At 38.2% G+C, this 15298-nt stretch carries 17 protein-coding genes; 10 read left to right on the top strand and 7 right to left on the bottom strand.

The features are described from left to right. Positions 1-24: 24 nt before the first annotated feature. Positions 25-1368 (bottom strand): FAD-dependent oxidoreductase, encoded by a 1344-nt coding sequence (locus ABVM50_RS07050; protein ID WP_405200544.1) that lies wholly within the window; start codon positions 1366-1368, stop codon positions 25-27. A gap of 201 nt (positions 1369-1569) precedes the next feature. Between ABVM50_RS07050 and ABVM50_RS07045 the strand changes: the two genes are divergently transcribed. From ABVM50_RS07045 to ABVM50_RS07005, 9 genes are all read left to right on the top strand, one after another. Beyond that, the gene (locus ABVM50_RS07045) at positions 1570-2676 is read left to right on the top strand and encodes an alkene reductase (protein WP_405200543.1); all 1107 of its coding nucleotides are present in this window, start codon (positions 1570-1572) and stop codon (positions 2674-2676) included. An 87-nt stretch (positions 2677-2763) separates the two neighbouring features. Next, positions 2764-3009, top strand: a complete 246-nt coding sequence (locus ABVM50_RS07040) for a hypothetical protein (protein WP_141876933.1) — start codon at positions 2764-2766, stop codon at positions 3007-3009. A gap of 75 nt (positions 3010-3084) precedes the next feature. Further along, the gene (locus tag ABVM50_RS07035; protein ID WP_405200542.1) at positions 3085-3735 is read left to right on the top strand and encodes a flavin reductase family protein; all 651 of its coding nucleotides are present in this window, start codon (positions 3085-3087) and stop codon (positions 3733-3735) included. Next, complete coding sequence (locus tag ABVM50_RS07030; protein ID WP_405200541.1) at positions 3725-3871, top strand: DUF2256 domain-containing protein; 147 nt, start codon at positions 3725-3727, stop codon at positions 3869-3871. The genes ABVM50_RS07035 and ABVM50_RS07030 overlap by 11 nt, the downstream gene beginning before the upstream one ends. Then, on the top strand, positions 3868-5148 hold the full coding sequence (locus tag ABVM50_RS07025; RefSeq protein ID WP_405200540.1) for a DASH family cryptochrome: 1281 nt from the start codon (positions 3868-3870) through the stop codon (positions 5146-5148). Before ABVM50_RS07030 ends, ABVM50_RS07025 begins: the two co-directional genes overlap by 4 nt. Next, positions 5136-6683, top strand: coding sequence for a cryptochrome/photolyase family protein (locus ABVM50_RS07020; RefSeq protein ID WP_405200539.1), 1548 nt, complete (start codon positions 5136-5138; stop codon positions 6681-6683). The genes ABVM50_RS07025 and ABVM50_RS07020 overlap by 13 nt, the downstream gene beginning before the upstream one ends. 136 nt (positions 6684-6819) lie before the next feature. After that, entirely contained in the window at positions 6820-6975 is a 156-nt protein-coding gene (locus tag ABVM50_RS07015) for a lmo0937 family membrane protein (protein WP_141876928.1), read from the top strand. Between the two features lie 63 nt (positions 6976-7038). Continuing rightward, positions 7039-7797, top strand: coding sequence for an SDR family oxidoreductase (locus ABVM50_RS07010; protein ID WP_405200538.1), 759 nt, complete (start codon positions 7039-7041; stop codon positions 7795-7797). Positions 7798-7831: 34 nt separating this feature from the next. Next, positions 7832-8503, top strand: a complete 672-nt coding sequence (locus ABVM50_RS07005; protein ID WP_405200537.1) for a hypothetical protein — start codon at positions 7832-7834, stop codon at positions 8501-8503. Between the two features lie 42 nt (positions 8504-8545). Here ABVM50_RS07005 and kynU read toward each other — a convergent pair whose 3' ends face one another. Further along, a complete protein-coding gene (gene kynU, locus ABVM50_RS07000) occupies positions 8546-9832 on the bottom strand; it encodes a kynureninase (RefSeq protein WP_405200536.1) in 1287 nt (428 codons plus the stop codon). Between the two features lie 92 nt (positions 9833-9924). Between kynU and ABVM50_RS06995 the strand changes: the two genes are divergently transcribed. Beyond that, on the top strand, positions 9925-10566 hold the full coding sequence (locus ABVM50_RS06995) for an O-methyltransferase (protein ID WP_405200535.1): 642 nt from the start codon (positions 9925-9927) through the stop codon (positions 10564-10566). Here ABVM50_RS06995 and ABVM50_RS06990 read toward each other — a convergent pair whose 3' ends face one another. The 5 genes from ABVM50_RS06990 to ABVM50_RS06970 form a co-directional block, all read right to left on the bottom strand. Further along, positions 10567-11124, bottom strand: a complete 558-nt coding sequence (locus tag ABVM50_RS06990; protein WP_405200534.1) for a phosphatase PAP2 family protein — start codon at positions 11122-11124, stop codon at positions 10567-10569. Positions 11125-11134: 10 nt separating this feature from the next. Continuing rightward, positions 11135-11416: a twin-arginine translocase TatA/TatE family subunit gene (locus tag ABVM50_RS06985; protein WP_141876922.1), complete on the bottom strand. Its 282-nt coding sequence runs from the start codon at positions 11414-11416 to the stop codon at positions 11135-11137. An 81-nt stretch (positions 11417-11497) separates the two neighbouring features. Next, positions 11498-13795: a M1 family metallopeptidase gene (locus ABVM50_RS06980; protein ID WP_405200533.1), complete on the bottom strand. Its 2298-nt coding sequence runs from the start codon at positions 13793-13795 to the stop codon at positions 11498-11500. A 61-nt stretch (positions 13796-13856) separates the two neighbouring features. Beyond that, entirely contained in the window at positions 13857-14357 is a 501-nt protein-coding gene (locus ABVM50_RS06975; RefSeq protein ID WP_405200532.1) for a DUF6702 family protein, read from the bottom strand. Between the two features lie 99 nt (positions 14358-14456). Further along, positions 14457-15284 (bottom strand): hypothetical protein, encoded by an 828-nt coding sequence (locus tag ABVM50_RS06970; protein WP_405200531.1) that lies wholly within the window; start codon positions 15282-15284, stop codon positions 14457-14459. Positions 15285-15298: the final 14 nt, after the last annotated feature.

Genomic DNA, 15298 nt, shown 5'->3' with positions numbered 1-15298 from the left:
AAGCTGCCAGATGGCAGCTTTTTTTTATTTATTAAGTAAATCCTTGATCTTAAGTTCGACCTCTTCAGTATCCCAGGTTTCTTCAATTCCAGGGATTTTCATGACTTCGTCCATGATTCCTCTCTGGTAATCTCCAATATCCAGCGCATCTGAATAAGCTTTGTCTGAGAATGTGACCCGTGAGTACAAAGGCACCCATAATTCAGGATATTTTTGAGCGAACTTCTTTTCTATTTTCTTCCGAAGTAAAAAAGATGGATCGGCCGTCTTACTACTCATCTCGACAAAATTACGATAACTTAATTCTGCGATCGCATCTGTATTAGGTTTCCGTTCTCTTTGATATTCTTCGAAAATTATTTCCCAGTTATCCCCATGCTGATTCATCTTTTGATTTAGAACTGAAATATCTTCAAATCCCGCATTCATTCCCTGCCCGTAAAATGGAACAATCGCATGAGCAGAATCTCCTACTAGAGTGATCTTATCAAAATAAGACCATGGATAACATTTGATCGTTACCATTGCACTAGTAGGATTTTTGAAAAAGTCTCGCTTTAAATTCGATATTTCATCTTTAATATCAGGAAAATACTGTTCGAAGAACTGATCTGCCTGTTGTTCTGTCTGTATACTTTCAAAGGAAACATCTCCTTCAAAAGGCATGAAAAGCGTACAAGTAAAACTTCCATCCAGATTAGGCATTGCGATCAACATAAAGTTACCTCGCGGCCAGATATGGAAAGATGCATTATTTAGTTTATGGGATCCATCAGGATTTGCAGGAATCGTTAGTTCTTTATAACCTACATCAATAAAATGCTGGGAATAATTGAACCTGCTTTGTCTCTGCATCTTGTGACGGGTTCTTGAAAAAGCGCCATCTGCTCCAAAAATAAGATCGAACTGATATTCTTTCCAGACGCTTTTTTCAGATTCACCTGTATACAACTTTGCATTTGGCAGATCCACATCCCAGATCTTCTCTTCAAATCTAAATTCTGCACCAGCTTCTTCCGCAAGATCTATCATTTTGCGATTAAGGATTCCTCTGGAAATCGAATAAATCGCTTCCCCATCTTCTCCGTACTTCTGAAAGTACACTGGTTTGTCATCTACATGCATTGCCCTTTTATCCAGCGGTAATGCCAGATCTCTGATCTCATCCTCTATTCCAGCTTCTCTTAAAGCTTTCCAGCCGCGATTAGACATGGCGAGATTTATAGATCTTCCGGAAAATTCTACCAGACGAACATCGGGACGTCTATCGAAAATGGTGACTTTATGACCTTGTTTTCTAAGAAAAATGGCTAATAGAGAACCTACGAGTCCGGATCCTACAATAGCTACTTCTTTTTGATTTTGCATGAAGTATAAACTAATTCCTGGTTAGCAAAATGCTCTCCAGTAATATATTAATTAGATTCACGAAATTACTTAATAATATTCAATTCACTGGCAGTCCCAACGACTTAGAGCCTCTTTCAGCTACCTAATTTTGATTTACCAGTTCATTAACACCCCAAAAACCCTGAAACTGGTAATTTTAGTAAAAATTGAAATATGACTATGGAAAAACAAGCTTTACTACAATCCTACCAGATGGGAGACCTGAATTTAAAGAACCGTGTAATCATGGCGCCAATGACCAGAAGCCGTGCTGATAATGATGCAAATGCACCTACAGATATGCATGTGACCTATTACACTCAACGTGCAGGTGCCGGATTAATTATTTCTGAAGGATCTCAGGTATCATCCCGGGCTGTTGGATATATAAACACTGCTGGAATTCATTCCCCGGAACAGGTCGAAGGGTGGAAGAAAGTTACGGAAGCAGTTCACAAGGATGGTGGAAAAATCTTTATTCAATTATGGCATGTTGGTAGAATTTCACACCCTAAATTTCATAATGGAGACAAGCCTCTTGCTCCCAGTGCTGTAAATCCAAATGCAGACGTGTACACACCAGATGGTCAGGAAAAAACCGTTGATCCAAAAGCAATGAGCCTTCAGGAGATCCAGGAAACTGTGCAGGAGTTTAAATCTGCAGCTCAGAATGCTAAAGATGCTGGCTTCGATGGAGTGGAAATTCACTCTTCCAATGGTTACCTCATACACCAGTTCTTCAATAAAAATGCTAATCAGCGTACCGATGAATATGGAGGAAGCATTCCAAACAGAGCAAGATTCTTTTTCGAAGTACTGGATGTCATCAATGAAGTATGGCCTGAAAATAGAATTGGTTGTAGATTCAATCCCTCATTGCACAAAATCTTCGGAATTGTAGCTTCAGAAGAAAGCATTGAGACCTTTGATTATATCATGGAAAAGTTAAATGCTTACGATCTGGCATATGTTCATCTTTCAGAACCATTTTCAGATGTAAGCGACGTTCCTTATCTTATAAGTGATATTGCAAAACATTATCGAAAGATTTACAAAGGTACTTTGATGATCAATGCCGGTTTTGACAGAGAATCTGGAAATAAAGTAATCGAAGAAGGGGATGCAGATCTTGTGAGTTATGCGAAATGGTATGTTTCCAATCCAGATCTTGCAAAAAGGTTTGAAAATAAGTGGCCTCTGGCTGAATATAATGAGGATACTTTCTATACACCTGGCAAGCAAGGATACATAGATTACCCATTCTATGAAGAGCAACAGGAATCCTAATTTTTTGATAAAGCTATTCTAAAAGCTGTTAACTGCTGAGGCTTCATAAATGCGAGGTGGTATATTAGATAAACTAAATTTAATATTATGGATCAGGAAAAACTAGACCATATGAGGTCTACATTGAACAAACTGGAGGATATCAAGAATACTCAAAGTAGTATTATCGATAAAATTAACCATGTGATCACAGATTTGTTCCAGCATCCAGACAAAAACCTGGAGAAGGTGATGGAAGATGCTCACCAAAAAGCGTCAGACAATATAGATGCAGTAAGAGAAGCAATGGAAGAATATGAGATGGCCATCAATAAGATGGAAAATCAGAGTTAATTTAAAAATCCATTAACAGCTTTATAGTAAAGCAATCAATAACTTGAGGTCAGTCTAAAAAACTGACCTTTTTTTATGAAACATATCAAAGCCTCTGATATTGAGGAAATGGAAAAGATCTATCGCCTAAACCTTGTAAACAGTTGTACAGGATATAAATCTGCAAATCTAATTGCTACCAGATCTAAATCTGGAAATCCCAATGTAGCCGTGTTTAGCTCGGTAACTCATATTGGCAGCAACCCGGCAATGCTTGGGTTCGTGACCAGACCATTGAGTGTTGCTCGAAATACCTATAATAATATTCGAGAGACAGAATACTTTACGGTCAATCACATTCAGGATAAAATGATCGAGCAGGCTCATCAAACTGCAGCGAAGTATGATGAAGAAATTTCAGAATTTAATAAAACAGGTCTGGATGAGGAGTATCTCGATGGATTCCACGCTCCATATGTGAAGCAATCTGAAGTAAAACTGGGCTGCAAATTTGTGAATGAATACCATATCAAAGAAAATGACACCGTACTTGTCGTTGCTTCTATTGAACACATTTATTTTGATGAAGGCATTCAAATGCCAGATGGGTGGCTAAGATTAGATGACGCGGGTACAGTAGCCGTAAATGGTCTGGATGGTTATTCCCTGCCAAGCCTGCTTGATAGATTTCATTATGCCCGCCCCGGCCAGGAGGTTAAATCTTTCTTTAGTAAGGATGGCGAATAAAACGGTTAAAAAATCTAATTTACCTCAAAAGATCTGCCCGGTTTGCGAACGTCCTTTCTCGTGGCGTAAAAAATGGGAAAAAGATTGGGAACAGGTACGTTATTGCAGTGATAAATGCAGAAAAAATAAAAAATGAGTACAGGATTAATATGGTTTAGAAATGATCTTAGAACGCAGGATCATGAGGGATTAGCAAAAGCCACAAGCAATCACGATAGAGTAATCGCTGTATATTTTTTTGATCCCAGGCATTATGAAGAACTAGACATAGGCTTTCGAAAAACAGGAAAATTCAGAACAAGATTTTTAATAGAAACTATTCATCAACTGCGGAATAATCTTCAGAAGATCAATATCCCATTTTTTGTTTTTCAGAATAAACCGGAAGTTAAAATCGCGGAACTCGTAAAAGAGCATCAGATAGACACCATTTACTTTCAGAAAGAGTGGACAGAGGAAGAGAAGGAAGTTGAAAGAAATCTGAAGGAATCTATCCAAGATGTTGAATTTGAAGATCATTATCAGCAATTTTTATTTCATCCTGATGATATCCCCTATGATTCCTTTAAAGATATTCCAAAGGTATTTACTGAATTTAGAAAAAAATGTGAGAAGAAATCAGAAGTACGAGAATTACTTACCAACTCGAAACTTAAAGAATTTGAGATTGATAATGACACCAATATACCGAGTTTAAAGGACCTCAACTTTAATGAATTTGAAACCGACGAGCGATCTGCATTCCCATTTCACGGTGGAGAAGATGAAGCTTTAAAAAGAGTTGAACACTACTTCTTTGAACAAAAGAACCTGGAAACGTACAAAGAAACCAGGGATGGTTTGTTTGGCACAGATTATAGTTCCAAGCTTTCTGCATGGCTGGCCAATGGAAGTATCTCCCCCAGACAGATCTATTTCAAGATTAAGAGATACGAAAAAGAAATTAAAAGCAATCAGAGTACATACTGGCTTATTTTCGAACTCATATGGCGCGACTTCTTTAAGTACATATCCCTAAAGCACGGGAACAAAATCTTCCAGTTAGAAGGAATTCGAGGGAAATCTCACGACTGGAATGACGATAATGAAGCTTTCAGAAACTGGATAGATGGAAATACTAAAGAGGATTTTGTCAACGCAAATATGCTGGAAATCGCTCATACCGGTTTTATGAGCAATCGCGGAAGACAGAATGTTAATAGTTATCTCGCGAAGGAGTTGAAACACGACTGGCGAAAAGGCGCTGCATATTTTGAGAGTCTGCTCATAGATTATGATGTGCATAGCAACTGGGGAAACTGGATGTATAATAGCGGAGTCGGAAATGATCCTCGCGATAGAAAATTCAATATTAAAAGTCAGGCAGATCGCTACGATCCCGATAACGATTATCAAGATTTATGGCTGAAGTAAAAAAAACGCTGAGACTTATTTTAGGAGATCAACTAAATCATCAGCATAGCTGGTTCAAGGACGACCTTGAAGATGTGACATATCTTTTCATGGAAATGCGACAGGAAACCGATTATGTGAAGCATCATATACAAAAGGTTGTAGGTTTTTTTAGAAGCATGCGCAATTTTGCCAGCTATCTGGAAGAAAGAGATCACCGCGTCCTCTATTATAAGATCGATCATGAGGATAATACTCAGGATCTTGAAAAGAACATCAAACACTTGATCGATAAACATAATTTTGAACGTTTTCAATATCAATTACCAGATGAGTATCGTCTCGATGAGCAGTTAAAAAATTTGTATAAGGATCTGGAGATCGAAACTGTTAGTTTCGATACCGAACATTTTTTCACAACCCGTAGTGATCTGGAAAGGTTTTACGAAGGCAAGAAGCAAATGACCATGGAATATTTCTACCGCGATATGCGGAAGAAAAACAATATTTTAATGATCAATGCTAAAGATCCTGAAGGAGGGAAATGGAATTTTGATAAGAGTAACCGGCAGAAATGGAAAGGCAAGCCTGAAATTCCACACGAAAGAGGTTTCCGTAAAGATGTATCCGATCTAGTTGAAGAAATTAAAAATGCTGGTGTAGAAACTTTTGGATCTCTTGAAGTTGAAAATTATAACTGGCCAACCTCCCGCGAAGACTCACTTTCAGTACTAAATTATTTCTGTAAAAACTTACTGGTACATTTTGGCGATTATCAGGATGCTTTGCATATCGATGAAGCTTACCTGTTCCATTCGCGTTTATCCTTCAGTATGAACACAAAAATGCTGAGTCCTAAAGAAGTCATAAACTCTGTTCTGGATTATTATTACGACCATACAGATGAGATCGATATTTCTCAAGTAGAAGGATTTATAAGGCAGATCCTGGGATGGAGAGAGTACATGAGAGGTATATACTGGAAAGAAATGCCTGGATATCGCCGTACTAATAAACTTCGAAATCAAAATAAGCTTGCTGGATTCTATTGGAATGCAAATACCAAAATGAATTGCCTGCATCATTCGATCAAAAATAGTCTGGAAAATGCATACGCACATCACATCCAGAGACTTATGATCACTGGTAATTATGCCTTGTTAACTGAAACTCACCCAGACGAAGTCGACCAGTGGTATCTGGGAATTTATATAGATGCTATTGAATGGGTAGAAATAACCAATACTCGTGGAATGAGCCAGTTTGCAGATGGTGGAATTGTTGCAACGAAACCATACGTTTCCAGCGGTAGTTACATTAATAAAATGAGCAACTATTGTAAAGACTGCCACTATAAAGTAAGCAAAAAAACCGAAGATGATGCCTGTCCTTTTAACAGTCTTTACTGGAATTTTCTGGATTCCAATCGGGAACATTTTGCTGGAAACCAGAGAATGAATATGATGTTGAGCCTACTGGAAAAGAAGCCTCCGGAGGAAATGCAGAAAATAAGGAGTCGCGCGGCAGAAATAATTTCAAATCCCGATCGGTTTTAATACTTATAGTTAAATCAAGGTTAAATGAAAAGCAGTGGGTTAATGCTTTGTCTAATTTAGACCTGGAATTATTAAACCACCTAACTAAAAATCATTAACCAAAGGCAGGATAAAACCAGTCTAAAACCAGAACATTATGAGAGATTTAATTTGGCTTATTATCGTATTACTAGTAATTGGATGGCTAATTGGATATTTTGCATTCCCAGATTTAGGAAGCATCATACACATCCTTATCGTTGTAGCTGTGATACTTATCCTGTATAAGTTACTTACAGGTCGTAAACTGTAATATTCAATATAATTGATACTAACCCTTTGAGCAATCAAAGGGTTTTTTGTTTAAAACCGAATTATGTGGAGATTAGAATCCAAAAAGGTATTGGTAACCGGTGGAACTAAAGGAATTGGAAAAGCATGTGTAGAACAATTTCTGGAATTGGGTGCACAGGTACTATTCACTTCCAGAACATCAAGTGAATTGGAAGATCTGGAAAATGAACTGAAGGATAAAGGTTACATAGTTAAAGGCCTCGTTGCTGATGCTTCAAAATTATCTGATTCTGAAAAAGTTTCGAACTGGATTTCTGAAAGCTGGAGCGGTCTGGATGTACTAGTAAATAATGCCGGTATCAATATTAGAAAAAAGGCACATGAATATTCTGAAGAAGAGTACAGGAAAGTTCTTGACATTAATCTGGTAGCTCCTTTTACGCTTAGCCGACTGCTATTTCCACTTCTGAAAATTTCAGGTGAATCTACAATCATCAATGTAGCATCTTCCGCGGCACTTCAGGATGTTGGCACTGGTACTCCATATGCGATGTCTAAAGCAGGTTTATTACAACAAACCAGAAGTCTTGCTGTAGAATGGGCTTCAGAAGGAATAAGAGTAAATGCAGTTTCGCCGTGGTTTACAAAAACACCACTAACTGAAGGCTATTTGCATAATGAGGAAAAAATGAAATCTATTATATCCAGAACTCCGCTTAACCGAGTTGCTGAAGCAAAAGAGATCGCCAGTATTGTAGCATTTTTAGCGATGCCCGCTTCATCATTTGTGACCGGACAGAATATCGTTGCTGATGGTGGAATGAGCATAAACGCACTATGAACAAAAGAATAACTATATTTAAAAAACTAAAACTATGAAAAAACTACTGCTTACATTTCTTGCCGGAATTACGCTTATTTCCTGCAACGAAGACAAGAAGAAAGAGGTGACTCCTGAAGAGAATCCAAACCTGGAAGTTCATGAAAAGATCGCTATGGTCAATGGCTTCGAAGAATTTGATAGTATTAAAAAGATCAAATTCACCTTCAATGTAAAAGTGAACGATTCTATTAGATCTGAAAGACGATGGAACTGGAATGTGGGAACAGACAAGATTAGTCTGACCGAGAATGACTCGGTAATGAGTTATACCAGAAAGGACAGCCTGGCTGAAGATAAAAAATATATCGATCAGCGTTTTGTGAATGATTCCTACTGGTTATTGTTCCCTTTTCAATTAAAGTGGTCATTGGCAGATCTTAGTGAACCAAAGAAAGCAACAGCACCAATTAGCGGAGACGAAATGCAGATGATTACAGTAAGTTATCCAAAAGATGGGGGTTACACTCCGGGTGATAGCTACGATATCTATTTCGATGATGAATTCATGATTCGCGAGTGGGTTTACAAATCTTCAGATGGAGGTCGTGAAATGGCTACAACCTGGGAAGATTATAAAGATTTCAAAGGAATCAAGATTGCTGCCATGCATAAATCCAAGGATGATAGTTTTGAATTGTTCTTTGATGACATTTCAGTAGAATAGAAAAAATAAGTCATAAAAAAAGGAGGCAAATGCCTCCTTTTTTTATGACTTATTTTTTGAGAGTATCCCCTCTTTTAAGATCTGACCAAATCTATAAATATCTTCATAGGAACAGTAAAAAGGTGCCGGTGCTAACCTGATCACGTTTGGCTCACGCCAATCCAGCATCACTCCATTCTCCATTAAATAATTAAAGATCTCTTTCCCTTCACCGTGCAGAAAAACTGAAAGCTGGGTTCCTCTTTCCTTCTGTGCTGAAGGAGTGATGATTTCGAAAGTACTGTCTACATCCTTGTCTATTTCGTGCAATACGAACTCAAGAAATGCGACAATTTTGTCTCTTTTCTTTAACAAACTATTCATTCCAACCTCAGCGAACATTTCCAGAGAGGCAAGATATGGCGCAAGCGCAAGAACCGGTGCATTGCTAATTTGCCAGGCATCTGCATTAGATTCCGGTTGAAATTCTGGTTCCATTAAGAATCGGCGTTCTTTATTATGTCCCCACCAACCTTCAAATCTGGGAATATCTTTTTTGTTGTGATACTTCTCGTTTACAAAACATCCTGAAGCGTTTCCAGGGCCTGAATTCATATATTTATAACTACACCAGGCAGCAAAGTCCACATTCCATTCGCTGAGTTTTAGTTCTATATTTCCGGCTGCGTGAGCAAGATCCCAACCAACAAAGGCTCCAACTTTGTGACCTGCTTTAGTGATAGTATCCATGTCCATCACCTGACCGGTGTAATAATTCACTCCCCCAATAAGCACTAGAGCACACTCCTCTCCCACTTCATCTATTTTACTAAGGATATCCTCTGTTCTAAATTTATGCTTTCCATCGCGCTTTTTGATCTCTACGATGGCATCTTCAGGATCAAATCCATGAAAACGAACCTGGCTGGAGATCATATATTGATCACTGGGAAATGCTTTTTCTTCACAAATGATCTTATAACGTTTCCCTTCTGGTCTGTAAAAGCTCACCATCAAAAGATGAAGATTTACCGTGAGCGTATTCATGACGGTTACTTCGGAAGGATTTGCACCTACTACTTTAGCTAGTTTTCCAGCAAATTTTTCGTGGTAATCCCACCAGGGCTTTTCGGCTTTAAAATGACCTTCGACACCCAATTCTGCCCAATCCTGCATGATATCATCTACGTACTTTTTTGCAGATCTAGGTTGCAGACCTAATGAATTTCCGACGAAATATATAGCGTCCTTACCTTTGATTTTCGGGAAGATAAATTCATTCCGGTAATTTGCCAGTTCATCTTCCTTATCCAGGCGCTGAGCAAATTCCAGTGAATTTTCAAATTTCATAGCTTGTGTTTTTTGTAAAAATACAATTTCGTTTTCAATACTTCGGGACCCGCACGAAAGAGAAAATCCATATTTTTACCTAAACTTTAAATATGCATTTCTTACCTGAAAATATTGACGAGTATATAGTAGCACATTCTCAACCAGAACCTCAACATCTGGTAGAATTAAACCGTGAAACTAATCAGAAGGTCATGCAACCCAGAATGCTGAGCGGGCACTACCAGGGCCGGGTACTAAGTTTACTTTCCAAGATGAAAAATCCTCAATCTATCCTGGAAATTGGTACATATACAGGCTATTCTGCCCTGTGCCTGGCTGAAGGTCTTACAGAGGACGGAATCTTGCATACGATAGATATAAATGAAGAACTGGAAGACTTTCAGAAGAAACATTTTCAGGCTTCTACATATAGCGATAGAATCGTACAGCATATTGGTGATGCTACAGAAATCATTCCCAATATTGAAGAAAATTTTGACCTGGTATTTATTGATGCCGATAAACCTAACTACCCGAAGTATTTCGAGCTGATCATTGATAAAATGAACAGCGGCGGAATTATACTTTCAGATAATGTTCTATGGAGTGGAAAGGTTGTGGAAGAACTTAAGAAAGACGACCTCTCTACAAAAGCTCTACTGGAATACAATGCTCTATTAAATAATGATCCAAGGGTAGAAACTGTGATCTTGCCAATTCGTGACGGTCTCACACTTTCAAGAGTGAAATAGCTAATAAATCCTAGTTCCAGCTCGGTTATAAAGACTAAAGAAGAGAAAGGCCATTATGATTCCAACTATCATCCCAACGATGATATCGCCTGGAAAATGTACTCCTACATAGATCCTGCTCATTACAAATAGGAATGGCCAGATATAGGCTAGATAAATCCATTTACTCCATTTACTCAATGCGAGAACGATAAAAGTTGTCGCAGCAAAGGAGGTTGATGCGTGACCCGAAAAGAAACTATAATTAGTTGGCTCCTGTAATATTCTAATAAGTTCTGCTAATTCAGGTGTATTATTAGGCCTGTTACGAACAGCCAGAGCTTTTACAAGATTTGTAAAGCCATAAGTCACGGCTACAGTTAGTAGCAGAAATAAACTGGTGAAAAGTCCTTTTTTCCAGTGAAATGCTACAAAGAAAAGTAGAAAGAAAACTATAAAAACCGGGATCCAGTGCGCCGGATTGGTAACGAAGATCCAGAAAGTATCATACTTTTCTATTCCAAGGTTGTTCAGGTATACAAATAGTTGCCTGTCCCATTCTTCGATCTGGTCCCACATCGATTACATATTATAGCTTACGACGAACAGAACCTGTGATATCATCGATATCTTCCTTAACCTTGTCAATCTCGCCCCGAACGTCTTTCGTGAAGTCTGTATCTATGCCTTGTTTTTCAGCGCTTCGCTGAATTTCACTTTTAATATCATTAGAAGCGTTTTTTACCGCTTTCATTCCCTTACCCAAACCTTTGGCAATATCAGGAATTTTATCAGCTCCAAAAACCATCACCAGGATGAACAAAATAAAGCCTATCTCAGCTCCGCTAATAAACAATGGTAACATATGCATAGTAAAACAAATATATATACAAATCTAAGCATAAAAAAAGCCGACTCGTTAAAGTCGGCTTAAATATTATTAGCTTAAAACCTAGTCCTGAGCGGAATCTTTATACTCATCGAACTCACTTTTGTTTTCATTTTTTGGCCAGCTGTTATTGTTCACATCAACATCTGCTGTCTCAAGATCTGGATCCAATGTGATCTTAGTAATCTCTTTGTTAGAAGGAATTACCTTGCTAACATTACTATCATTCTTTCTCCAGATCTGAACCGGGTAAGTAACTTTTTCTGAAGTTCCATCGGCATAGCTCAATTCTACAATGATCGGCATTACCAACCCACCTGGTTTTTCAAAAGTTACCTGGTAGAAATACTTAGGCGCCTGAAGGTTCTTACGCTCTTCCTCGCTAAAGTTATCCATCACGTAAGCCTGTAAAGTTTCAGAATTTTCCATCAAGGATTTACCTTTCATATCTTCTGAAAATGCTTCATCATCTTCGGAAACTACATAAAGTGCTTTAGTTTCTTCAGGAGTTGTTCCATATCTCTTCAACATTTCTTTACCTGCTTCAGTAGGATTATCAGTAACATAGTACTTCTGAACATCTTTGATCCCAATATCCACATTATCTGTAGTATAGAACCAACCTCTCCAGAACCAGTCAAGATCTACGCCTGAAGCATCTTCCATCGTTCTGAAAAAATCTTCCGGAGTTGGGTGCTTGAACATCCATCTTTTAGAATAAGTAGCGAAAGAATAGTCGAACAATTCTTTACCCATGATCGTCTCGCGAAGAATGTTCAACGCAGTTGCCGGTTTACCATAAGCATTATTTCCTAGTTGATAAACTTGCTCTGGATTGGACATAATTGGAGAAATATAGTCTTGGTTTCCTTTCATATAAGGAATGATCTTACTCGGCGCTCCTCTTCTTGAAGGATAATTCGATTCTGGTGCAATAGCCTCAGGATGTTTTTTTCCAAATTCCTGTTCTGCAACATACTGTACAAAGGTGTTGATACCTTCGTCCATCCAACCCCATTGTCTTTCATCAGAATTTACGATCATTGGAAAAAAGTTGTGTCCAACTTCATGAATAATCACACTTATCATCCCGAATTTAGTACGGTCACTGTATTTACCATTCTCATCAGGACGTCCATAATTCCAGCAGATCATTGGATATTCCATCCCCTGATTCTTAGCATGAACTGAAACTGCCTTGTGATAAGGATACTGGAAAGTATGCTCTGAGTAGCTCTCTAAAGTTGCAGCTACAGCTTTCGTAGACCATTCTTCCCAAAGAGGATTCCCTTCTTTAGGATAAACAGAAACAGCCATTACATCTTTTCCCATCACATCTACCGCCATCATGTCTAGAATGAATTTTCTTGAAGTTGAGAAAGCGAAGTCACGAACCATATCTGCTTTGTAAGTCCATGTTTTAGTTTTTTCTGAAAAGTTCTTTTCAGCCTTTTCAGCTTCTTCCTGAGTTACAATGATTACCGGCTTATCATAACTTTTCTTAGCCTGCTCATAACGCTTCATCATTTCCTTAGAGTAAACGTCTTTTCTATTCTGAAGTTCACCCGTAGCTTCCATGATATGATCTGCAGGTACAGTAATATTTACCTCATAGTCCCCAAAAGGAAGTGCAAATTCACCATTCCCCCAGAACTGATAGTTCTGCCATCCTTCGACATCATTATAAACGGCCATTCTCGGGAAGAACTGAGCAATTACATAAGCTTTGTTTCCATCCTCTGGAAATAACTCATATCCTGAACGCGCACGATTGGTCACGTGGTTATTCACATTGTAAGACCATTTGATATCGAATGTATAAGTCTCCCCAGCCTTCAAAGGCTTTGGAAGATCAACGCGCATCATGGTCTGGTTGATCGTATACTTAAGATCTGATCCATTAGCAGAAACTTCTTTAATATCGAAACCACCATCAAAAGGAGCTTCCAGGTATTTATTAGCGAAACCAGCTGCAGTAGCAACCGGAGCCATTCCGTCTCCATCTTTTTGAGGAGCATCTTTTTTCCTGATATTCTGGTCTAATTGAACCCATAGGTATTCTAGGTCCTGCGGAGAATTATTATGATAGGTAATAGTCTCCTCACCGGTAAGCACTGAATTCTTATCGTCAAGAACGATATCCATTTTGTAATCAGCTTCATTCTGATAATACGCAGGTCCAGGAGCTCCAGATGCGGTTCTATACTGGTTTGGAGTTGACAGTTCCTGATACATCTGCCTGAATTTGTTTTGATTGGTATGGCCTTGCTGCCGTGGTTCCTGTTGTTCAGTTTCCTGTGCGTTGATACCTGCAAAGACAAACACCATGAACAAGGATGTCAACAATTTTAATCGCTTCATTTACTAAATTTTAATTTATAGGTTGCTAAAAATAAGATTTTATACGTCAATTGGAAAGTTTTCAGAAATTAACCGTGTCACGACCTTTCGCTTTCACCAGCAGCATACTTTCGATCACATCACCTTTCTTCACATGAACAATATTTTTCTGTGTATCGAATAGATCTGTAAGCACGAGATTTTCTACTTCTACGGTTTTGAAGGATTCCACATTTTTGCCTTCCAGGAATAAGACAATTTGATCAGCATCAAATTTGCTCCCCAGCAATTTCAATGGAATTTCCCGATTCTTTACTTTGATAGTTAATTTTTTGGAATAGTACTTTTCGAGAAGATCCTTATTAGCAGAAAGATCCTTTTTATAGGCAAGGCTAACATCTTTACCGAAACGTTTGGTAAGCACATCTTCCATATCATCGATAAATACCCTGGAAATCACCTGCACCGACTTGCTATCCTGCCGGTATTCAATTTCTGTAACACTTAAGTAGGTCTCATGATCTTCGCTGCTGAAGGAACTGAATATAAACAGGCAGCATAGACTCAAAATGAGGTTTTTCATATATTTTTTTCCGAAGATAAAACAATTACTGCGCCATTCATAGAGATTGAGCAGTCAGCTTTTAGACTTTGAAATAAGTAAATGGTTTAATTAGAGGATTTAGCCAGGAAGCTGTCTTCCTGCGTTGAGATTTCCAGCTCTAAGTTTTCTGAAGGATTCGATCCTGGTTTCAAAATATTCAATTAAAACCAATGCATTATTATTAAGAACCAGCTCCTCGAAATTCTGATCTCTATCACAGTATAGAAGGAAGTTACAGATTTCATTCGCGTCTAGATCAAGATCCTTACTAAAGAACTCCTCTCCTACTATCTTCAGACTAAGATTAGCCAGTTCCTTCGGACTATAAACTATAGGAGTCTCTTTGTTTTTGGATAACTTCTCTGCAATAGCCATGGCAATTTTATCAATACGAATACCTTCGGTCATGCTAGGCTGGTAATATGGATTGAGTTCCCTGTCTTTCCTGATAAAATCATCCAGATTCTGCTGTAAACGGTTTTTGGTCTCCACTTCCTTAATGGAAATTAAATTAAGATCATTTGCGAGGTAACCGCTAAGCTCAATATCGTCAATAAAAACTTCGGAAAGTTCGTTCATGGCTTCGTACAGCTCGATCTCAATTTTTCCGCTTTCGATCATATTCTGGCGAACCACTACAGTTCTATTCTGAAACTGAACCGAAGAAATAAAGAGACTATCATTAATTGCAGCACCAATAAAAAATTCCCCTTTAACATCACTGGTAGTTCCAGTTTCCTGAGTAAGGTTTACGATATGAACGTTCTGAACATCCTTATTTTCAGAAATAATTTGCCCTTTAAGCAAGCTTGTTTCTTGTGCCTTCAGATTCACAGAGAATAAGAAAATAATTAAAACGGCGCCCAGGTATTTATATAACATATGTTTTCTCGTGTCGTACTTCAACGTTCAGAATATAA

The organism is Christiangramia sp. LLG6405-1 (assembly GCF_045055805.1).
GTDB lineage: Bacteria > Bacteroidota > Bacteroidia > Flavobacteriales > Flavobacteriaceae > Christiangramia.
The sequence above is the reverse complement of the archived record's forward strand: the minus strand, read 5'-3'. Positions and strand labels throughout refer to the sequence as shown.